Annotated in this window: 21 protein-coding genes; 18 read left to right on the top strand and 3 right to left on the bottom strand. The window is 43.3% G+C overall.

Annotation, left to right across the window (positions count from 1 at the left end; all coding sequences use genetic code 11):
* Positions 1-318: 318 nt before the first annotated feature.
* From PR799_RS13955 to nqrM, 8 genes are all read left to right on the top strand, one after another.
* The gene (locus PR799_RS13955) at positions 319-1,662 is read left to right on the top strand and encodes a Na(+)-translocating NADH-quinone reductase subunit A (RefSeq protein ID WP_154628214.1); all 1,344 of its coding nucleotides are present in this window, start codon (positions 319-321) and stop codon (positions 1,660-1,662) included.
* Positions 1,663-1,666: 4 nt separating this feature from the next.
* On the top strand, positions 1,667-2,905 hold the full coding sequence (locus PR799_RS13960; RefSeq protein WP_036954189.1) for an NADH:ubiquinone reductase (Na(+)-transporting) subunit B: 1,239 nt from the start codon (positions 1,667-1,669) through the stop codon (positions 2,903-2,905).
* Entirely contained in the window at positions 2,898-3,692 is a 795-nt protein-coding gene (locus PR799_RS13965) for a Na(+)-translocating NADH-quinone reductase subunit C (protein ID WP_272522479.1), read from the top strand. Before PR799_RS13960 ends, PR799_RS13965 begins: the two co-directional genes overlap by 8 nt.
* Complete coding sequence (locus PR799_RS13970; RefSeq protein WP_154604565.1) at positions 3,685-4,314, top strand: NADH:ubiquinone reductase (Na(+)-transporting) subunit D; 630 nt, start codon at positions 3,685-3,687, stop codon at positions 4,312-4,314. Before PR799_RS13965 ends, PR799_RS13970 begins: the two co-directional genes overlap by 8 nt.
* A gap of 4 nt (positions 4,315-4,318) precedes the next feature.
* Positions 4,319-4,915: an NADH:ubiquinone reductase (Na(+)-transporting) subunit E gene (gene nqrE / locus PR799_RS13975; RefSeq protein ID WP_006657396.1), complete on the top strand. Its 597-nt coding sequence runs from the start codon at positions 4,319-4,321 to the stop codon at positions 4,913-4,915.
* Between the two features lie 15 nt (positions 4,916-4,930).
* Positions 4,931-6,157 carry an NADH:ubiquinone reductase (Na(+)-transporting) subunit F gene (gene nqrF, locus PR799_RS13980; protein ID WP_154628212.1) on the top strand — a complete coding sequence of 409 codons (1,227 nt, stop codon included), beginning with the start codon at positions 4,931-4,933 and terminating at the stop codon, positions 6,155-6,157.
* Positions 6,158-6,388: 231 nt separating this feature from the next.
* The gene (locus PR799_RS13985; RefSeq protein ID WP_154628211.1) at positions 6,389-7,420 is read left to right on the top strand and encodes an FAD:protein FMN transferase; all 1,032 of its coding nucleotides are present in this window, start codon (positions 6,389-6,391) and stop codon (positions 7,418-7,420) included.
* Between the two features lie 15 nt (positions 7,421-7,435).
* On the top strand, positions 7,436-7,663 hold the full coding sequence (gene nqrM / locus PR799_RS13990; RefSeq protein WP_154604568.1) for a (Na+)-NQR maturation NqrM: 228 nt from the start codon (positions 7,436-7,438) through the stop codon (positions 7,661-7,663).
* A gap of 83 nt (positions 7,664-7,746) precedes the next feature.
* On the opposite strand, the gene PR799_RS13995 is transcribed toward nqrM, so the two are convergent.
* On the bottom strand, positions 7,747-8,112 hold the full coding sequence (locus tag PR799_RS13995) for a hypothetical protein (protein ID WP_154628210.1): 366 nt from the start codon (positions 8,110-8,112) through the stop codon (positions 7,747-7,749).
* A 224-nt stretch (positions 8,113-8,336) separates the two neighbouring features.
* Positions 8,337-9,233, bottom strand: a complete 897-nt coding sequence (locus tag PR799_RS14000; RefSeq protein ID WP_154628209.1) for a glycerophosphodiester phosphodiesterase family protein — start codon at positions 9,231-9,233, stop codon at positions 8,337-8,339.
* A gap of 233 nt (positions 9,234-9,466) precedes the next feature.
* On the opposite strand from PR799_RS14000, the gene dinB reads away from it, so the two are divergent.
* Entirely contained in the window at positions 9,467-10,522 is a 1,056-nt protein-coding gene (gene dinB / locus PR799_RS14005) for a DNA polymerase IV (RefSeq protein ID WP_272522482.1), read from the top strand.
* A 79-nt stretch (positions 10,523-10,601) separates the two neighbouring features.
* Here dinB and pepD read toward each other — a convergent pair whose 3' ends face one another.
* Positions 10,602-12,062 carry a beta-Ala-His dipeptidase gene (gene pepD / locus PR799_RS14010; RefSeq protein ID WP_272522484.1) on the bottom strand — a complete coding sequence of 487 codons (1,461 nt, stop codon included), beginning with the start codon at positions 12,060-12,062 and terminating at the stop codon, positions 10,602-10,604.
* Between the two features lie 319 nt (positions 12,063-12,381).
* Between pepD and gpt the strand changes: the two genes are divergently transcribed.
* The 9 genes from gpt to pncC all read left to right on the top strand — a co-directional run bounded on the left by gpt (position 12,382) and on the right by pncC (position 21,858).
* Complete coding sequence (gene gpt / locus PR799_RS14015; protein WP_108479429.1) at positions 12,382-12,846, top strand: xanthine phosphoribosyltransferase; 465 nt, start codon at positions 12,382-12,384, stop codon at positions 12,844-12,846.
* Between the two features lie 174 nt (positions 12,847-13,020).
* A complete protein-coding gene (frsA, locus tag PR799_RS14020) occupies positions 13,021-14,271 on the top strand; it encodes an esterase FrsA (protein ID WP_154604572.1) in 1,251 nt (416 codons plus the stop codon).
* A gap of 71 nt (positions 14,272-14,342) precedes the next feature.
* Positions 14,343-14,744 (top strand): sigma factor-binding protein Crl, encoded by a 402-nt coding sequence (crl, locus tag PR799_RS14025; RefSeq protein ID WP_154604573.1) that lies wholly within the window; start codon positions 14,343-14,345, stop codon positions 14,742-14,744.
* 115 nt (positions 14,745-14,859) lie between these two features.
* Positions 14,860-15,963, top strand: coding sequence for a glutamate 5-kinase (gene proB / locus PR799_RS14030; protein ID WP_036954225.1), 1,104 nt, complete (start codon positions 14,860-14,862; stop codon positions 15,961-15,963).
* A 2-nt stretch (positions 15,964-15,965) separates the two neighbouring features.
* Positions 15,966-17,219, top strand: coding sequence for a glutamate-5-semialdehyde dehydrogenase (gene proA, locus PR799_RS14035; RefSeq protein ID WP_154628205.1), 1,254 nt, complete (start codon positions 15,966-15,968; stop codon positions 17,217-17,219).
* Between the two features lie 133 nt (positions 17,220-17,352).
* Complete coding sequence (gene aroL / locus PR799_RS14040; protein WP_154628204.1) at positions 17,353-17,850, top strand: shikimate kinase AroL; 498 nt, start codon at positions 17,353-17,355, stop codon at positions 17,848-17,850.
* Between the two features lie 126 nt (positions 17,851-17,976).
* The gene (gene aas / locus PR799_RS14045) at positions 17,977-20,124 is read left to right on the top strand and encodes a bifunctional acyl-ACP--phospholipid O-acyltransferase/long-chain-fatty-acid--ACP ligase (protein ID WP_272522485.1); all 2,148 of its coding nucleotides are present in this window, start codon (positions 17,977-17,979) and stop codon (positions 20,122-20,124) included.
* Between the two features lies 1 nt (position 20,125).
* Positions 20,126-21,328 (top strand): lysophospholipid transporter LplT, encoded by a 1,203-nt coding sequence (gene lplT, locus PR799_RS14050; protein ID WP_272522487.1) that lies wholly within the window; start codon positions 20,126-20,128, stop codon positions 21,326-21,328.
* Positions 21,329-21,342: 14 nt separating this feature from the next.
* Positions 21,343-21,858, top strand: coding sequence for a nicotinamide-nucleotide amidase (gene pncC, locus PR799_RS14055; protein ID WP_272522488.1), 516 nt, complete (start codon positions 21,343-21,345; stop codon positions 21,856-21,858).
* Positions 21,859-21,933: the final 75 nt, after the last annotated feature.

Here is a 21,933-nt window from a genome sequence, read left to right on the forward strand (position 1 = left end):
TTTTCTAATGAATCATTATTGACTACAAATTAATCGATGCTCGATAAATATGAGCCAACATGTAGGTATTTACGAATTGTTGCAACAAAATTTTAAATTTTATTGCAATTTGCTTGAACTAGGTCACTTCTATAACCGGACAGAGGTCGAGGGAACTGATAAAATTGACCCCGGCAGAAGAAGAGAAAGTGTAGCAATATTGTTAGATTTACTTACTCGAGTGGCGAAAGCAACTTGAGTTATTTTTATTATTGAGTCGCTATCATTCATTGCTGAATCGTTAGCTTAGGGTTTAACTGATAAACTTGTGCAGATCTTATGATTAAAATTAAAAAAGGCCTTAACCTTCCAATAGCAGGTGAGCCAGCCCAAGTGATAGAAGACGGCCCGAAAATTCAACACGTAGCGGTGCTAGGTGAAGAATATGTCGGAATGCGTCCTTCGATGCTGGTTAAAGAAGGTGAGCGTGTAAAAAAAGGGCAGGTTCTTTTTGAAGATAAAAAGAATCCTGGCGTGGTATTTACTAGCCCAGCCTGCGGTAAAATTATTGCTATTCATCGCGGTGAGCGTCGTGTACTTCAGTCCGTTGTTATCGAAATCGATGGTGATGAACAAGAGACTTTCGAGTCTTATTCTACCGACCAACTCCCATCACTGACGAAAGAGCAGGTTGAACAAAATCTTTTAAGATCCGGTTTATGGACTGCTTTAAGAACGCGTCCATTTAGTCGTTCTCCAGAGCCTGGTTCATCCCCCGCAGCGATTTTTGTGACTGCAATTGACACCAATCCTCTTGCTGCTGATCCTTCGATTATTATTGGCGAAAATACGCAAGCCTTTACTGACGGCCTCATCGTTCTGAGCCGACTGACTGAAGGCAAGGTGCATGTTTGTCATGGTGCGAGCGAGCTTCCAAAACAAGCTGCTAATACACAAATCACATACACACAATTTGCAGGACCACATCCAGCGGGCTTAGCAGGGACTCATATTCATTTCCTTGAGCCTGTTAGCATTCGCAAAAAAGTGTGGAGCCTCAATTATCAAGATGTGATTGCCATCGGTAAATTATTTACCACTGGCCATCTTTATACTGATCGCGTTGTCTCTGTCGCAGGCCCGCAAGTTGAGAAACCTCGCTTGCTGCGTACTCGCCTTGGCGCGGATATCTATGAATTAACCAAAGGTCAGCTCAAAGCAGGTGAGAACCGTATTATTTCTGGTTCTGTGCTGTGGGGCGTGACTTGTGATGATGCTCATCATTATCTTGGTCGTTTCCATAACCAAGTTTCTGTATTAGCAGAAGGTCGTGAAAAAGAGCTGTTTGGATGGATTATGCCAGGCGTGAATAAATTCACTATCACGCGTACCACCATTGGGCATTTCTTGAAGAATAAACGCTTCGATTTTACCACGACGATGAATGGCGGTGAGCGTTCAATGGTACCAATTGGTAACTATGAGCGTGTCATGCCTCTCGATATTATGATCACCCACTTACTGCGTGATCTGCTCGCAGGGGACACCGATACTTCTCAGGAACTGGGTTGTCTGGAACTCGATGAAGAAGACTTGGGACTGTGCACCTATGTGTGTCCAGCTAAGTATGAATATGGTCCAGTACTGCGTGATGTCCTGACCAAGATTGAGCTAGAAGGGTAATTCCATGGGTCTGAAAAATTTATTTGAAAAATATGAGCACCAATTTGAACCCGGTGGAAAATTAGCAAAATTCTATCCATTGTATGAAGCTGTTGCGACAGTCTTCTATACACCGGGCACTGTAACAAAAGGTCGCTCACACGTCCGCGATACTATCGACCTCAAGCGCATGATGATTTTAGTCTGGCTTGCGGTTTTCCCTGCGATGTTCTGGGGTATGTATAACGTTGGTAACCAAGCTATTCCTGCGCTACATCATTTATACAGTGGCGCTGAGCTGCAACAAGTTTTAGCGAGTGACTGGCACTATTCTCTGGCTCAGTTATTGGGCGCATCTTTAGCTCCTGATGCTGGCTGGGGCAGCAAAATGCTGCTAGGTGCGATTTACTTCCTGCCAATTTACTTAGTGGTATTCTTGGTCGGCGGTTTCTGGGAAGTGTTGTTTGCCATGATCCGTGGTCATGAAATCAACGAAGGCTTCTTTATCTCCTCTATCTTATTTGCGCTGATTGTTCCGCCTACCATTCCATTATGGCAAGCGGCGCTCGGTATCACCTTCGGTGTGGTTGTCGCAAAAGAGATTTTCGGTGGTACAGGTCGTAACTTCCTTAACCCTGCGCTAGCGGGTCGCGCTTTCCTTTTCTTTGCTTATCCAGCGCAAATCTCGGGTGACTTAGTTTGGACTGCTGCTGATGGATTCTCGGGTGCAACGCCTCTGTCCCAATGGGCGACGGGTGGTGTGAGTTCACTGGTGAACACAGTAACTGGCGAGCCAATCACTTGGATGCAAGCTTTCTTAGGGAATATGCCAGGTTCGATTGGTGAAGTTTCTACCCTGATGATCTTCATCGGCGGCGCATTTATTATCTTCTTCCGTATCGCCTCTTGGCGCATCGTGGCGGGTGTGATGCTGGGTATGATTGCCATGTCTTACCTGTTCAACTTTATCGGTTCAGACACCAACCCACTGTTTGCTATGCCATGGTGGTGGCACATGGTTTTAGGCGGCTTTGCCTTCGGTATGATCTTTATGGCGACAGACCCTGTTTCCGCTTCCTTTACCGATAAAGGTAAATGGGCTTACGGGATTTTGATCGGCGTAATGTGCGTACTTGTTCGGGTTGTGAACCCTGCATATCCAGAAGGGATGATGCTCGCAATCCTGTTCGCCAACCTGTTTGCTCCTCTGTTTGACTATATGGTCGTTCAAGCAAATATTAAACGGAGAAAAGCCCGTGGCTAATGATAAACCAGTAAATAAAGATGGCGTCGGCAGAACGTTTATCGTTGTTTTCATTCTCTGCTTAGTCTGTTCCGTCGTTGTTGCCGGTGCTGCGGTTGGTCTTAAACCCCAGCAACAAGAACAAATTATGTTAGATACTCAGCGTAATATTTTAAGTGTTGCAGGTCTGCTGCAGCCGAAAATGAGCGCCGAAGAAATTCAAAAAGTGTATGGCAAGCGTATCGAGCCTAAGCTCCTGAATTTCAAAACCAATGAGTTATCTAACAGCGTAAGTCGTTTTGACTTAAACAGCGAGCTGCGTAGCGAAGAGACCAGCATTGCGTTATCCCCAGAAGAAGACATTGCGAAAATTCGCCGTCGCGCCAATAGCGCTGAAATTTATCTGGTTAAAGATGAGCAAGGGAAAGTGACCCAAGTGATTCTGCCAGTTTATGGTTCAGGCTTATGGTCAGTGATGTACGCCTTCATTGCGGTGGATGTCGATGGTGTAACCTCTCGTGGTATTACCTACTATGCGCATGGTGAAACGCCGGGTCTGGGCGGGGAAGTTGACAACCCACAATGGAAAGCGCAATGGCCGGGTAAAAAACTGTTCAATGAGCAGGGTATTCCTGCAATCAAGATCGTGCGTGGTGGTGCCACCGATAACCCATTTGGTATCGATGGTCTTTCAGGTGCAACCCTGACTTCAAACGGTATTCAACATATGTTTGATTTCTGGTTAGGCGATAACGGTTTTGGTCCGTTCCTGAAAAAAGTTCGTGAAGGAGCGCTGAATAATGGCTGATTCTAAAGAAGTAAAACGCGTCCTACTTGGACCATTGTTAGATAATAACCCGATTGCATTGCAGGTTCTGGGTGTGTGCTCCGCATTGGCGGTGACCACTAAACTTGAAACTGCATTGGTTATGACCATCGCCGTAACGCTAGTTACCGCGTTCTCTAACTTTTTTATCTCATTAATTAGAAATTACATTCCAAGTAGTGTTCGTATTATTGTTCAAATGGCAATTATTGCATCATTGGTAATTGTGGTTGACCAAATCTTACGCGCCTATGCCTATGAAATTTCGAAACAACTTTCCGTATTCGTTGGTTTAATTATCACCAACTGTATCGTGATGGGACGTGCTGAAGCGTATGCGATGAAAGCACCACCAATCGAAAGTTTTATGGATGGTATCGGTAACGGTCTTGGTTATGGTGTAATTCTGGTACTGGTTGGCTTCCTGCGCGAGCTATTTGGTTCCGGTAAACTGTTTGGTATTACAGTATTTGAATCACTGCAAAATGGTGGTTGGTACATGCCAAACGGCTTATTCCTGTTAGCACCAAGTGCATTCTTTATCATCGGTATGCTGATTTGGGGTCTACGTACTCTGAAACCAGCTCAGATAGAGAAGGATTAAGAGAATGGAACATTATATTAGCTTGTTTGTAAAAGCCATTTTCATCGAAAACATGGCGTTAGCTTTCTTCTTAGGGATGTGTACATTCCTTGCGGTATCGAAGAACGTAAAAACTGCTTTTGGACTGGGTATTGCGGTAACCGTGGTGCTTGGGATCTCCGTTCCTGCGAACAACTTAGTGTACAACTTAGTGTTACGTGACGGCGCGCTGGTTGAAGGCGTGGATCTCTCATTCCTGAACTTCATTACCTTTATCGGTGTCATCGCGGCACTGGTTCAAATTCTGGAAATGATTTTAGATCGTTACTTCCCATCACTGTATAACGCACTGGGGATCTTCTTACCGTTGATCACCGTAAACTGTGCAATCTTTGGTGGTGTATCTTTCATGGCTCAGCGTGACTACAACTTCACTGAATCCATTGTTTATGGCTTTGGTTCAGGTATTGGTTGGATGTTAGCGATTGTCTTAATGGCCGCGATCCGTGAAAAGATGAAGTATTCAGACATTCCAGCGGGTCTAAAAGGGTTAGGCATCACCTTTGTTACGACCGGTTTGATGGCATTGGGCTTTATGTCCTTCTCCGGTGTGCAGCTATAAAGGCGAGAAGAATTCATGGATATTATTATTCTAGGCGTAGTTATGTTTACCCTGATTGTCTTGGCGCTGACAGGTCTGATCCTGTTTGCAAAGTCCAAGTTGGTCAATACAGGGAACATTAAAGTTGAAGTCAACGGCGATCCTGATAAGAGCTTTGATGCTCCAGCAGGCGATAAGCTGTTAGGTATGTTAGCAAACCAAGGTATCTTTGTTTCTTCTGCCTGTGGTGGCGGTGGTTCATGTGGTCAGTGCCGTGTGAAAATCAAAGAAGGCGGTGGTGACATCCTGCCAACTGAGCTTTCTCACATCAATAAGCGTGAAGCGAAAGAAGGTTGCCGTCTGGCGTGTCAGGTTAACGTAAAACAAGATCTTAAGATTGAATTACCTGAAGAAATTTTCGGCGTGAAAAAATGGGAATGCGAAGTTATCTCCAATGATAACAAAGCGACGTTCATTAAAGAGCTGAAGTTAAAAATTCCTGAGGGAGAAGTGGTTCCATTCCGTGCGGGGGGTTTTATTCAGATTGAATGTCCTCCTCATGTGGTGAAGTACTCAGATTTTGATGTGCCTGAGGAATACCGTGAAGATTGGGATAAATTCAACTTGTTCCGCTATGTTTCTGATGTTAAAGAAGAAACTGTACGCGCTTATTCAATGGCAAACTATCCAGAAGAGCACGGTATTATTATGCTGAACGTGCGTATTGCAACGCCACCGCCGCGTAATCCAGATGTGCCGCCAGGAATTATGTCATCGTATATTTGGTCACTGAAGCCAGGTGATAAAGTGACAATTTCTGGTCCATTTGGTGAGTTCTTCGCGAAAGAAACTGATGCGGAAATGATCTTTATCGGTGGTGGTGCGGGTATGGCGCCGATGCGTTCCCACATTTTCGACCAATTACGTCGTTTAGATTCTAAGCGTAAGATCAGCTTCTGGTATGGTGCACGTTCGAAACGTGAAATGTTCTATACTGAAGATTTTGATCAGCTAGCTGCAGAGCATGACAACTTTACATGGAATGTTGCACTTTCTGACGCTTTGCCAGAAGATAATTGGGACGGTTACACAGGATTTATTCATAATGTCCTGTATGAAAACTACCTCAAAAATCACCCAGCGCCAGAAGATTGTGAGTTCTATATGTGTGGGCCTCCTGTCATGAACGCCGCGGTCATTAAGATGTTAAAAGACCTCGGTGTTGAGGACGAAAACATCTTACTGGATGATTTTGGTGGTTGATTAGTTGCTGTAAACTATCTATTAAGCGCTCAGGAAACTGGGCGCTTGTTGATTAAAAAGAGGAAAAAATGGGTTTTTTTCCTCTTTTTGGTTGTAAACTGTAAATTGCCAAATAGGCAATTCAATTTTTAAACGTGAGTATTCTCTAGATTTGTGAATGTTGAGTTTGTTAGACGTCTCAGCACCTACTCTTTCTCTAGTGGGCGCTTACAATTAACGCTGAGAAAATTTATGCTAAACAGAAAAGTATTTGCTCCTGTGCTGCTATTCGCAGCCACTCTCCTTCTTGCCGCATGTGGTGGACCTGAACAAAAGAATCTTCAGGGACAAACCATGGGAACCTATTATTCTGTTAAGTTCGTGACAGACTCTTCAGAGCCTTCATCGGAAGCTATCCAAGCCGAAATCGACAAGCGTTTGGAAGAAGTGAACGACCAGATGTCTACCTATCGCCCAGGTTCTGAATTAAGTCGTTTCAATCAATCCAATGAAGTTAATGTGCCATTCCCTGTTTCTGCTGCGACGGCAAAAGTGGTCAGTAAAGCCATTGAGATTAATAAATTAACGGATGGCGGTCTGGATGTCACCGTTGGTCCACTGGTTAATCTGTGGGGGTTTGGTCCAGAGGGGCGAGTGACAAAAGCACCGACAGATGAGGAGCTTGAAAAACGTCGCGCATGGGTGGGTATCGATAAGCTCTCTGTACAAGACAACAATTTAATCAAAACCATTCCTGAGCTATATGTTGATTTATCTTCAATCGCTAAAGGTTATGGTGTTGATGTGGTGGCTGAATATTTAGAGTCCATCGGTATCAATGATTATATGGTTGATATTGGTGGTGAAGTCCGTACAAAAGGTAAAAATGGCAAAGATACACCATGGCGTATTGCGATTGAAAAACCTGCAACGGATGGCGTGAGTCAAACGGCACAGGAAATAATCGAGCCGGGCGATTTATCCATTGCCACTTCAGGGGATTATCGTAACTATTTTGAACAAAATGGTGTGCATTTCTCACACACAATTGACCCAAAAACAGGTAAGCCAATTTCCCACAATTTAGTCTCAATTACGGTATTAGCCGACGATTGCATGAGTGCGGATGGGTTATCTACAGGCTTCAATGTGATGGGGCCAGAAGCGGGTCTCGCTCTTGCTGAAAAAATGAATATTCCTGTTTTTATGATTGTTAAGACAGATAAAGGTTTCGAAGAGCGTTACACTAAAGCATTCGAGCCATTTTTACAGAAAAAACAGTAAAAGGAGGAAAGCAGAATGTTGAATGTTTTTCTTGCAGCCTTTGCCTTATTTTTGTTGGCGTTTTTAGGTATGTCCCTTGGGTATATTATTAAACGTAAAAGTATCCAAGGCAGTTGCGGCGGTTTAAGTAGCATTGGGGTAGAGAAAGTTTGTGATTGCCCTGAACCTTGCGATGCGCGTAAAAAGCGTATGGCACGCGAAGAAGCGCGCCAAAAAATGCTAGAGAAAAATCGCATTTTGTAATTACTGAGTAGTAAGCCTAGGCAACGATAAATACAAACCTTAGTCATTGATTGATGGCTAAGGTTTTTTATTTTTAATTGAAATTAAATTGGGTTCATTTTTTTTGAACATGAATTAAATCTAGGATAAGAAACGTGCATTTCTTTTTTATTCCCATCGAAGCTGATCATAATATGACTATATTCAGCTTTATTTGCATTACACGTTAGGAAATTGCCACTACTCCATTTTATACCGTCACTCGTTGTTATGTTTCCAATCCATTCACTTTTCCCTGTCGAGGAATACGAGATATTAAATATATCATGGAGAGTTTTATTATTAGATAAATTGTATGTGACAAAAGCATTGTCATATTCACTCTCATTACTTTTATAAATTATTTCGACTTTCTTGATAGTTTCATTCCATTTGTTTTCAATTGATATCGTGCCTTTTGAAATAGACATATTACCTCTTACTCATGTTTTTATTTGATATGAAATCATATCTAGATATTGAGGGTTTGAATTTTTACAAAAATGAGTTTGGCAGTATCTTATTGAAATGTAATTAATATTAAATATCATGCATTAATGAAAATAAATGAAATATGAGGGATATTTATAATGAAGGTAAGCTACTTAAATTAAATGAAAGCCTATTGAATAAAAGTAGCTTAATAGTTTTAATGTTATTTTTTGAAGGCTTTTGGTGAGTCGACCATCACTGCATCCACGCCAATGTCTTTAGCAAATTGGTAGTCATCTTGATTATTGACACCAAACACGATGATATAGGCGTTACCATTTTTTCTAAAACAGTCGATGGCTTCTTTATCCCACGATAAGGTGGCAGGGGAGCGAGCTTCCCCAAGAGTATATTTCTCAACGACTTCAACTTTGCGATGTAATTCAAAGCCGTACCAGCGCGTGGTAGATTTGTCATTCTCAATAGAACATTTGTGGTCCATGACACTATTTGCCAGCATGGTGCGAGTCTCATCACGGCTTTCAAATAATTGTAACTGAGTAGAAAGAGGCTTCAGAGCTTTTAAAAATGCATCGTTAGTGGAATAAAAACGGACTTGGTTAAATGCGTTAGTTTTATTCAACAACGCCAAAATAGCTTGAGCTTGCGTATTAGGATCTGCATCTGGGGATTTTAAGTCGATATAAAAAATCGTATCGGGGTATTTTTTTAAAACATCTTCCAGTGTGACGATAGTGGTTTGTGCAGCGGGTAGTTGTTGGTTATTTTTCTGATTAAATTTATACGCCGCATTTATCTGGCTTAATTGTTTGGCGGAATAATCAGAAATAACGCCGCTTTTATCGGTTAATGCGTCTAAATCACTCGGGCGATACAGAACGAGTTGATTATCTTTACTGAGCTGAACAGTTAACCAAATTGCATCAGCTTTATTGCTTTTGGCTTGTTCGATCGCATAAAGCGTATTTTCAGGGGCATCTGCGGTACCTGCGCGGTGTGCCACAATTTGCGGCGTTAATGCAAAAGCGGATTGGCTAACCAAAAGCAGTAAACCTATCGCGGTGGATTTTTTGAACACTGACGTTGATATAATTTGCATTTGTATAATCCATAATAATAGAGAATTCAATGAACTAACATGAGATTGACCGAGTGGTTGTTGTAATATGTTCCATCAACTTTGTAAGCAATAAGCTTATAAATTAGGAGTAACTTTTTACTTTTTCGGTCATTTACAGTATTTCAGGAATACATTTCAATCAGATGAATAAGTTGCATGGCTAACAAAACAACTGTATATTTATTCAGTAATCATTGGTTGGGGCAGCTATCATGCGTAAAATTATTCATATTGATATGGATTGCTTTTTTGCTGCGATAGAGATGCGCGACGACCCAAAATTACGCAATGTTCCTCTTGCTGTCGGGGGGAGTGTAGACCGGCGTGGCGTATTGAGTACCGCAAATTATGAAGCGAGACGCTATGGCGTTCATAGTGCAATGTCGACGGCGTTGGCATTGAAACTATGCCCTCACCTGAAAGTCGTCCCCGGTCGTATGGCGGTCTATAAAGAAGTTTCCCATCATATTCGGCAAATATTTGCCCGCTATACCGATCTTATTGAGCCATTATCTTTAGATGAGGCCTATTTGGATGTGACTGATTGCCAACAGCTTCACGGCTCTGCCACGCTCATCGCTGAGGCTATCCGCCAACAAATTTTTGATGAGCTTCAGCTCACTGCTTCTGCGGGAATTGCCCCGATTAAATTCCTCGCCAAAATCGCCTCTGATATGAATAAGCCCAATGGGCAATTTGTGATCACGCCACAGGAATTACCGGCGTTTATTGCCACGCTGCCATTAAAAAAGATCCCCGGCGTTGGAAAAGTGACAGCGCAAAAACTTGCGGACATGGGGTTATTGAGCTGCGCGGATGTTCAGCGCTATGACATGCTGGCGTTGGTAAAAAGCATGGGTAAATTTGGACAGGCTCTGTGGGAGCGCTGTCATGGCATTGATGAACGAGCAGTAAATACTGAACGCTTACGTAAATCCGTTGGGGTAGAACGCACTCTCGCCAAAGATATTCATCAGTGGGAGGAGTGTTTACCTTTACTCGATACTTTATACGATGAGCTACATTTTCGCTTAGAGAAAGTGAAGCCAGATCTGCGTATTGCTCGCCAAGGTGTGAAATTAAAATTTGAGGATTTTCAGCAAACGACGCAAGAGCATGTTTATCCCATTATAGATAAGCAGGATCTTATTCGGTTGGCACAGCAGGCTTGGGAAAATCGGCGGGCAGGGCGAGGTGTCAGGTTAGTTGGCTTGCATGTGACATTGCAAAATCCGCAAATTGAAAGGCAGCTTTCATTACTTTTATAGGCTAAAAATAGGGTATAGGCTAAAAAATAGGGCCATAAACTGTCGCTTATAACCCTGATATTGACAGCTAAAAGCCGACTTAGTTTTTCACTGGGATAGCTTTTAAGATAGCAGTTAACAGTGTCCAGTATTGACCCACGCTCTCAATGTGAACGCGCTCATCTGGTGAGTGTGCACCACGGATGGTTGGTCCAATGGAGACCATATCCATTAATGGATAAGGCTTTTTGAACAGACCACACTCAAGACCTGCATGGATAACCATGATATTTGGAATTTTACCAAACAGTTTTTGGTAAGTGTCGCTAACAATATGCATGACTGGTGAGTCTGCATCTGGCTGCCAACCTGGGTATCCACCTTCAGCTTGGTGCTGAGCTTTTGCCAGTTTTGTCAGAGACGTCAGCATATTAACGACGTAGTTTTTACCAGAGTCGATTAACGAACGGATTAAGAAGATCACTTCGGCTTTGTCTTCAGTCATTTTCACAACGCCTTCGTTCAGCGAAGTTTCAACAACCCCTTTCACCACATCACTCATACGGATAACACCGCTTGGTGCAGAGTTCAGGAAGAAAACTAAACGTTGTTGGCAATCATCAGTCAGTGCTTTTAAGTCACTCGTTGTTTCATCTAGCAGTAAAACTAAGTTAGGTTCTACAGCGGCTAATTCATTTTTCAGAATGCCTTCGTAGCGAGTTCTTAATGCGGTTAACTCAGCGACTTTATCAGCTGGCACTGCGATGGTTACTTGGCCTTCGCGTGGAATCGCGTTGCGTAGAGTACCACCAGTGAATTCCAGCAGTTTTAAGCTTAAATCTTCAGCGTGACCCGCAACGAAACGCGCTAACAGTTTGTTTGCGTTACCTAAACCTAAGTGAATGTCACCACCAGAGTGACCGCCTTTAAGGCCTTTTAAGGTCATGCGGAAGGTTTTATAACCTTGTGGTAATGCTTCACGGGTTAAATCAAATGTCGCAGTGAAATCAACGCCACCTGCGCAACCCATGTAAATTTCGCCTTCTTCTTCTGAGTCAGTGTTGATCAGAATATCCGCTTGTAACCAGTTTGGTTGTAGACCGAAAGCGCCGTCCATACCGGTTTCTTCGGTCATGGTCAGTAATACTTCCAGTGGGCCGTGCTCAACGCTGTCATCCGCTAATACCGCTAATGCAGAAGCCATACCGATGCCGTTATCTGCACCTAATGTTGTGCCTTCGGCAGTAACCCACTCACCATTAATATAAGGGCGGATAGGATCTTTAGTGAAATCGTGCTCTGTGTCGTTATTTTTTTGCGGCACCATGTCTAAGTGAGCTTGCAGTACAACAGGCTTGCGGTTTTCGTAGCCTGTAGTCGCTGGTTTACGGATTAAGATATTACCAACTTGGTCGCGCTCAACGTGAAAACCTTTCCCTTTAGACCATTCCATGATGTGGGCGGCTAAAGCTTCTTCGTGTTTTGATGGGTGAGGGATGGAGCAGATTTTAGCGAAAATATCCCACAATGGTTGTGGTTTTAGCGTTGATAATTGTGACACGTTCTTCTCCTTGGCACTTTGATCGTAATCTTTCCGTCATATTTCAAGCTGGGGATTGGCTTACATCCAAAACAATTAACTGACGGCGTTGGTCGCTTAATTTAAGATTGCACTTAAGTGTAATGACTCAGGTTTTAAGCGGTTTTATGTATTGATTCAGCATAACACTTTCTATCGAATAATGGAGAGCGCTAATAAGAATAATTCATTTAGTGGGATGGTTTCGCTGGTTTTTCCTGCGTCAAATCACTATAATCTCGCGCAACCTTTTTTCCGCAAGACACATTTCTGTTTTACTCACCTTCGGGACCCGAATTTTATGAGCGAAAAATATGTCGTAACGTGGGATATGTTGCAAATACATGCCCGTAAACTCGCACAACGTTTATTACCAGCAAAACAATGGACTGGTATCATCGCAGTTAGCCGTGGTGGTTTAGTCCCAGGCGCACTGTTAGCGCGTGAGCTGGGTATTCGTCATGTTGACACCGTTTGTATCTCTAGCTATGACCATGACAACCAACGCGAATTGAATGTAATCAAACGCGCTGAAGGCGATGGTGAAGGCTTTATCGTGATTGACGATTTAGTGGATACTGGTGGCACAGCGAAAGCTATCCGCGATATGTATCCAAAAGCACACTTTGTGACTATCTTTGCAAAACCAGCAGGTCGCCCATTAGTGGATGATTATGTGGTTGATATCCCACAAAACACTTGGATTGAACAGCCTTGGGATATGGGCGTTGTGTTTATCGATCCTCTGTGCGAACAAGATAAGTAGTCCGAACGAAATAATTTAAATCTGTTTAGCCGTGATAGGTCGCGTTTGTTTGATAAAAACAACACATTATTACCTAAGTGATTTGAGCTAAACACGATATGATAGAGGGGAGTGCGAAATGCACTCCCTTTTTGTTTATGTGACAGATTTAATAGGTAAAAGTAGGGAACCCACATGACTCAGCAAAATTTATCCGAAAAACTTTTTAAACCTCGCGTTAGACAAGTTGAAACATCAACGTTGGTTTCTTATTCCTCTCATACTTTGTCCCAATTAGAGAACCACAGTGTATTAAGTGGCTCTTCGCATAATCATTGGTATCGTACTCTCAACCGTTTAATGTGGATTTGGCGTGGTATTGATGCGATTGAGATTGAAGAAGTTTTAAGCCGCATTGCTATTTCAGATGCTAAACGTAGCCGTGAAGAATGGCTTGATACGGTTATTGGTAATCGCCGTGGTAATTGGTGCTTTGAATGGTCCCATCAAGCCATGCACTGGCAGCAAAAAGCCTTAGAATTTGAAAAAGGTCAGGAAGCGTGCGATGCGTGGTTGCGTGCCGCTAACTTATACAGCATTGCGGCATACCCGTTTATTAAAGGGGATGAGCTGGCGGATCAAGCGATTGTGTTAGCCTGTAAAGCTTATGATAGTGCGGCAAAATTCTCACAGTACCAATTGAAAAAAATCCCATTCAAAGTTGATGGTGGTAAAGAAGTCTGTGGCTTTTTGCACATACCATCGAATGTTCAAGGTCCTTATCCTACGGTAATGGTCTGTGGCATGCTGGATAGTCTACAGACAGATTACAGCCGCTACTTTCGAGAATATTTAGAGCCTCGCGGTATTGCGATGCTAACGCTGGATATGCCATCCATCGGTTATTCTGGCAAGTACTGCCTTTCGCAAGAAACCAGTACATTGCATGAACAAATTGTTCGTCAGCTCGACACCATCCCATGGATTGACCACACACGATTTGCAATCACCGGGATCCGTTTTGGCGCGAATATCGCCGTTCGCTTAGCGTATATGTGCCCAGATAAAATCAAAGCCGTTGCGGTGATTGGCCCTATCGTCCATAGCCTATTACATGAAGAAAAATATCAAAAAGATATCCCCCGTATGGTGCTGGATGTTTTTGCTAGCCGCTTAGGAATTTATCAAGTTGATGGTCAATCATTACGCCATGAGCTCAGCTGTTATTCACTGCGTAATCAAGGCCTGTTGGGACGCCGTAACCAAGTACCGATGATGTCAGTATGTTTTAAAAATGATCCCTACAGTCCGAAAGCGGATTCAGATTTAATAGCGCGTTCATCTATGGATAGTCATTTATTGACGTTACCAAGTAGCCCTATTTTAGAGGCTTTCGAGCGATCCATGTCAGATACAACCAAATGGTTAGAAAGTAAAATATTATAATTGTATTGAATAGCTTGCTTATTTTTTAACATTTGTTAAAAAGGGATCTTCCCAAGAAGGAGATCCTTAATATGGCGTTACCGACTGATTACACAAATGGAAAATTTTTAAAGAAATTTGCTGCGATAGGGCCTTATTTACGTGAGCAACAATCTATCAAAAACTGCTACTTTTTTGATAGCTTGGTTGTCTGTGTTAATGCAAATATTGCGCCTGAAAAACGAGAGTTTTGGGGATGGTGGTTAGAATTAGCCTCCACGGATGAAGGGTTCGAATTTGCTTATAAATTAGGGATCTACAATAATCAGGGAAATTGGCAAGCAAAAACCTTGAAAGATGCCGCAACAACGGATGCCGTTGAAAAGAACCTGCATGCCTTCCATCAACGCCTTTCCCAGCAATTATCCGCTCTAGAATTAAGCTTGTTCCCATCCCCCTTAATGACAGAATTAAAGCTGGAATTAAGCGCATAAAATTGTTTTAAACCAACTTTTGTTTAATTTTGCGTTATGCCTGTTGGCATAACGCGCATCTCCTGATAAAACTGATACCCACTTTGTATTTATTAATCCTAATGGCAGAAAAAAGATGAAAAATAGCCAAACACTCGTGGTCAAACTTGGCACAAGTGTCTTAACAGGGGGCTCACGTCGTTTAAATCAAGCTCATATCGTTGAGTTGGTTCGACAGTGTGCGCAGCAATATGAAAAAGGTCACCGAATTATTATTGTCACGTCTGGCGCAATTGCCGCAGGGCGTGAACATCTCAATTACCCCGAACTGCCGGCCACCATTGCATCTAAACAGTTGCTGGCGGCGGTCGGTCAAAGTCGTTTGATCCAATTATGGGAAAGGCTTTTTTCCATCTATGGTATTCACATTGGGCAAATGCTATTAACGCGTGCAGATCTTGAAGATCGCGAACGTTTTTTAAATGCGCGAGACACACTGCAAGCGCTGTTAGATAACGGTATTATTCCGGTGATCAACGAAAACGATGCAGTGGCGACAGCCGAAATTAAAGTGGGGGATAATGATAACTTATCCGCACTTGCTGCCATTCTTGGTGATGCAGATAAACTACTGTTATTAACCGATATTGAAGGCCTTTACGACGCGGATCCACGCAGTAATCCGAACGCAAAACTAATCCCTGAAGTTCACGGCATTAATGATGATTTACGCCGTATGGCAGGGGATAGCGTAACGGGCTTAGGCACCGGTGGAATGGCAACAAAATTACAGGCGGCTGATGTTGCTGGCCGTGCTGGGATTGACGTGTTTATTGCCGCGGGCAATAAACCGGATGTCATCAATTCAGTGATTGAAAATATCCCTGTGGGAACCCGTTTTTATGGGCAGAAAAACCCAATGGAAAACCGTAAGCGCTGGATTTTTGGCGCTCCAGCGGCGGGGGATGTTTATATTGATGATGGCGCGCAGTTGGCGATCACCGAAAAAGGTAGCTCATTATTGCCAAAAGGCATTAAGAAAATAGAAGGCGATTTCTCCCGTGGCGCAGTGATCCGTATTCGCAATATGGCAGGCAAAGATTTGGCACATGGCGTAAGCCACTATAATAGTGATGCGCTCAGAATGATTGCCGGTCATCATTCCCAAGATATTGGTAAAATCCTTGGCTATGAACATGGCTCAGTTGCCGTTCATCGCGACGATATGATAGTGAGTTAATTATGTTAGAACAAATGGGTAAGGCGGCGCGCGAAGCGTCATGGCAGTTGGCTCAATTCAATACCAAACAAAAAAATAGTGCGCTTGAGCAAATTGCTGACCTCTTAGAGCAAAAGAGTGCCAGTATTTTAGCAGCTAACCAGCTGGATATGGCTCAAGCTCAGCAAAGTGGTATGAGCGAAGCATTACAAGATCGTTTATTACTGACCCAAGCGCGCTTAAAAAGCATCGCGGATGACGTCAGAAAAGTGTGCCAGTTAGCTGATCCGGTAGGGCAAGTCCTTGATGGTAGCGAGTTAGATAGCGGGTTAAATTTACAACGTCGTCGTGTTCCGTTAGGGGTTATTGGCGTGATCTATGAAGCCCGCCCTAATGTGACTGTGGATGTCGCTTCTTTATGTTTAAAAACGGGAAATGCGGTCATTCTGCGTGGCGGAAAAGAGACGCATAATACCAATCTTGCTGTGGTAGAGGTTATTCAGCAAGCGCTGAAAAATAGTGGGCTGCCAGCCAATGCGGTACAGGCAATCAATAATCCTGATCGTGAATTAGTGGCTCAATTATTAAAATTGGATCGCTATGTGGATATGCTGATCCCTCGCGGCGGTGCGGGTTTACATAAATTATGTCGCGAGCAATCTACAATCCCGGTGATCACTGGCGGAATTGGTGTTTGCCATACTTTTGTAGATGACTCTGTGGATTTTGATAAGGCACTGAGTGTCATTACTAATGCTAAAGTTCAGCGTCCAAGTGCATGTAATTCATTGGAAACACTGTTGGTTCATGAAGACATTGCCGCGAGTTTCTTACCGCGTTTAAGTGAAAAAATGGCTCAGCAGCAAGTGACATTACATGCCAGCGAGAAAGCAATGACATTCTTGAAAGATGGCGCTGCTAAAGTGGTTCCTGTTCAAGCGGAAAACTTAGTTGATGAATGGCTATCTTTGGACTTGAACGTTGAGATTGTTTCAGGGATTGATGCCGCTATCGAACATATTCGTCATTATGGTACTGCACACTCTGACGCCATCTTAACGGAGTCTATTCGCCAAGCGGATTACTTTGTGCAGCGTGTGGACTCGGCTGCGGTATACGTTAATGCCAGCACCCGTTTTACCGATGGTGGGCAGTTTGGACTCGGTGCTGAAGTGGCAGTGAGCACCCAAAAACTCCATTCCCGTGGGCCGATGGGGTTAGATGCTCTGACAACCTATAAATGGATTGGTTACGGTGACTTTTTAAGTCGCCCATAATTTAACCATAATAATATTGAGCCACACTGCGTGTGGCTTTATTTTTTTAGACTATTCGCCATTTTGGCTAACCTGCTAGAAGCATGTGTATGGCAAATTTATCATAGTAATCATGATGATGGGATGAATATCGATGTTCTACATTATTGGGCCTAGAGGCTCAGGAAAAACAACGATTGGTAAGAAGCTCGCAGAAAACACGGGTTACCAGTTTATTGATACCGACAAACTTATTTTAGAACACGCGGGAATGAGCATTGCTGACATTGTCCAGCAACAAGGTTGGGACTATTTTCGTCAGTTAGAAAGCCAAATTCTTGCTTCAATCGAACCACAAAAAGCCATTGTTTCAACAGGGGGCGGTATTATTTTAGCCTCTGAAAATCAGCAGGTTATGCGGGATAATGGAACGGTCATTTATTTACGTTCCACGCCTGAAATCCTCGCACAGCGGCTGGCGGCAGAGCCTCAAGCAGAACAGCGACCGAGCTTAACGGGAAAATCATTGCTTGAAGAAATTGAAGAGGTGATGAAGCAGCGTGATCCTATCTATTTATCGACTGCGCACCACGTTATTGATGCCAATCAATCCATTGATGCTATCATTAACCAGATCGCAAATTTGAGATAAATATTTGGTATACCAATGCCTTTAGGAATAAACCCCTTAATGAGGCGCATTGGTGACGAGATAATTAATGTAGTATCTAATTGTTAATCAATAGATAAAATTATCACCATAAGAAAGGGAATCATTATGTTGGCAAAGATAATAAAAAAAGTACTGAAGTTTTTGTTTCGTGTCGAAGTCATTGGCAATCCAAATGAGTTCAATCAAGACAAATGTATCATTACGCCAAACCATGTCTCTTTTCTTGATGGTGTGTTGATTGCGCTATTCTTACCAGTAAAACCTGTATTTGCTATGTACAGCACAGTGGCAACGCCTAAGATGATCAAGCGTCTTAAGCCTTATGCCGATGTTGTTGCATTAGATCCAAAGAACCCGTTGGGCCTCAGACACTTAGTTCGTGAAGTGGACAAAGGTCGCCCAATCGTTATTTTCCCAGAAGGCCGCATTTCTGTTCATGGCTCTTTAATGAAGATCTATGAAGGTGCGGCTTTTGTCGCTGCCAAATCAGGGGCAAAAATTGTCCCTATTCGTATTGATGGTGCGGAGCGAAGTTACTTTGGGCGCTTAAAAGGGGTTATCCCGTTAAAGTGGTTCCCGAAAATCAAGTTACACATCCTGCCTGCTGAAGCCATTCCTATGCCGGATGCGCCTCGTGCAGTTGAGCGCAGAGCATTAGCGGGTGAACACCTTTACCAAATCATGAAAGCGGCACGTATGGCAAGCCGCCCGCAAATGACGTTAGTCGAAGCCTTTATTGATAGTATTGAGCGTTACGGACGTCGTTCTCGCTGCATTGAAGATATCGCTTTTAAAGAAGATAACTATCAAGGATTACTGAAAAAATCTCTTGGTGTTGGGCGAATTATCGAACGCTATACTCATGAAAATGAACGTGTCGGGCTATTACTACCCAATGCGACAGTGACCGCCGCGGCGATTTTTGGCTGCTTAATGCGTGGTCGTGTGCCTGCAATGCTGAACTACACGGCGGGAAGCCACGGGATCAGTAATGCTTTGAAAGCGTCAACGGCGAAAGTGGTCTTTACTTCAAGACAATTTTTGGAAAAAGGGAAACTGACTCATATTCCTGAGCAAGTGCCCGAAGCCACGTGGATTTACCTCGAAGATTTAAAAGATACTGTCACTTTTCAAGATAAGTGGTGGATTGTTAAGCACTTATTTTCACCACGTAACGCTATTGTTCCCCGTAACGTGGATGACGAAGCCATTGTATTATTTACCTCTGGTTCTGAAGGGACGCCAAAAGGCGTAGTACATAGTCATCGTAGCTTAATGGCTAACGTTGAACAGATCAAAACCATTGCCGATTTTACGCCGCGTGACCGTTTTATGTCATCACTGCCGTTATTCCACGCATTTGGATTAACCGTTGGGTTATTTATCCCGCTGTTTTCTGGGAGCCGCGTCTTCCTATATCCAAGTCCGTTACATTACCGAATTATTCCTGAATTGGTATATGACCGAAATTGTACCGTTCTGTTTGGAACCTCAACATTCTTAGGCAATTATGCACGTTTTGCCCATCCGTATGATTTTGCAAGAGTTCGTTATGTTGTGGCTGGCGCAGAAAAACTGTCAGATAAAACCAAGAAAATTTGGTACGAAAAATTTGGTATCCGTATTCTTGAAGGTTATGGCGTGACGGAGTGTGCGCCAATAGTCTCTATTAATGTTCCTATGGCGGCGAAAGAAGGCTCTGTAGGGCAGATTTTACCCAGTATGGAAGCCCGTATTATTCCATTACCGGGTATTGAACACGGTGGAAAACTTCAACTGAAAGGCCCAAATATAATGAAGGGTTATTTACGTGTAGAAGCGCCGGGCGTGTTAGAGGAGCCAAAAGCGGAAAATGCTCAGGGCGAGATAGAACTAGGCTGGTATGACACTGGGGATATTGTTGAGTTAGACAATAAAAACTTCTGTACCATTAAAGGACGAGTGAAGCGCTTTGCTAAACTCGCTGGCGAAATGGTTTCTCTTGAAAGTATTGAACAAATGGTGGCTGAGATCTCTCCAAGCTGCGACCATGGTGTTGTGACCAAACCCGACAGTAGCAAAGGGGAAGCGTTGGTGTTATTTACCACGGATAAGGATCTTGACCGAGGTGCATTATCTGCCGCAGCGAAAGGTAAAGGTTTAACCGAATTAGCGGTTCCTCGGGATATTCGTTGGGTTAAAGCCTTACCAGTATTAGGTAGCGGAAAAACGGATTTTGTGACATTAAAACAGATGGCGTTAACAGGGGAATAATATGCAGGAAAGCACACCAAATACGCCACTGATGAGCACCGGAATGAAAGCCGTTCTGGCGTCTCAGTTTCTTTCTGCATTTGCAGATAACGCGTTATTATTCGCGATATTAGCGCAGCTAAAAGCGGAATTTTACCCAGAATGGAGCCATCCAATTCTACAAATGGTGTTTGTCTTCACCTATATTGTGCTGGCACCATTTGTGGGGCAAATTGCGGATAGATTTTCTAAAGGCCGCGTGATGCTGTTTTCCAACATATTTAAATTTATTGGGGCATTGGGGATCTGCTTAGGGGTTAATCCATTCCTCTGTTACGGGTTAGTCGGTGTCGGTGCCGCCGCATATTCTCCAGCAAAATACGGTATTTTGGGTGAACTTACAGACGGCGATAATTTAGTCAAAGCTAACGGACTAATGGAAGCCTCTACGATCGCAGCGATTTTAGTGGGTTCTGTGGTTGGCGGTATGCTCTCTGACATTAACCTACTATTGGCATTGGGAACTTGTTCTTTACTGTATGCGCTCGCGGTCATTGTTAACTTTTTTATTCCCCACTTAGCGGCCGCAAGACCAGGAACAGGATGGAATTTCAAACAGTTGGTGGGGGATTTCTTCTCCGCCTGTCGTATTTTATGGGCAAATCAAGAAAGTCGTTTTTCCCTTGTGGGCACCAGCATGTTTTGGGGCGCAGGGGTAACATTGCGTTTCTTGCTGGTGGCATGGGTGCCAGTAGCTTTAGGATTGCAAGATAATACAACCCCAACCATTTTGAATGCGATGGTGGCGGTGGGTATTGTTGTCGGGGCTGGGTTGGCGGCGAAATTTATCACCTTAAAAACGGTTTATCGCTGTATTCCAGCAGGGATTGTGATTGGGGTTATGGTGGTTTTCCTTTCACTGCAAACTAATATTATTCCTTCATATTTTATTTTGATGGTATTAGGGATTTTTGGTGGGTTATTTGTGGTTCCACTGAATGCTTTGCTTCAAGAGAAAGGTAAAGAAACGGTCGGAGCAGGTAATGCCATCGCAGTACAAAATCTCGGTGAAAACAGTGCCATGCTATTAATGCTAGGGTTATATTCTCTGGCGATAAAGGTCGGGTTCTCGGTCGTGAGCGTAGGTGTCGGTTTTGGCGTGGTATTCGCAATTGCGATTGCAGGGCTATGGATTTGGGATCGCGCTCGTAAGAAAACAGCATAATGGTGAATAACCGAATGATAGATGAGAAGCAACTCGAAATATTAAGTATTCAGTTAGGACAGCGTTTACTGCAACTTGATAAAACAGTGACGGCAGCGGAATCCTGTACTGGTGGATGGATTTCCAAAGTGTTGACGGATATAGCAGGCAGCTCAGCTTATTTTAACCGTGGGTTTGTAACTTACAGTAATGAAGCCAAGCATCAAATGATTGGGGTAATGAATGACTCATTAACGCGTTTTGGTGCAGTGAGTCAGCAAGTTGTTCAAGAAATGGCGCTTGGTGCATTAAATGAAGCTCAGGCAGACTTTGCGATGTCAGTCAGTGGCATTGCTGGACCGGGCGGCGGTAGCGAAGATAAACCTGTCGGGACAGTTTGGTTTGGTTTTGCATTAAAGCAGGCCAATGGTACTGTGGATGTTGTGACTCGTCATCAGATATTCGAAGGTGATAGGTATCAAGTTCGTTTGCAATCAACAGGTTATTCGCTGGAAACGCTTTTACAGTTAATATCTGAAAAATTTTCTTGATACTGTATGATTATACAGTATACTTAGTTTCAACAAATCGAATTCAATCGTTTTATTCGCAATGGTTACCACCAT

Origin of the sequence: Providencia sp. PROV202, from assembly GCF_028479565.1 — a bacterium.
Lineage (GTDB): Bacteria > Pseudomonadota > Gammaproteobacteria > Enterobacterales > Enterobacteriaceae > Providencia > Providencia zhijiangensis.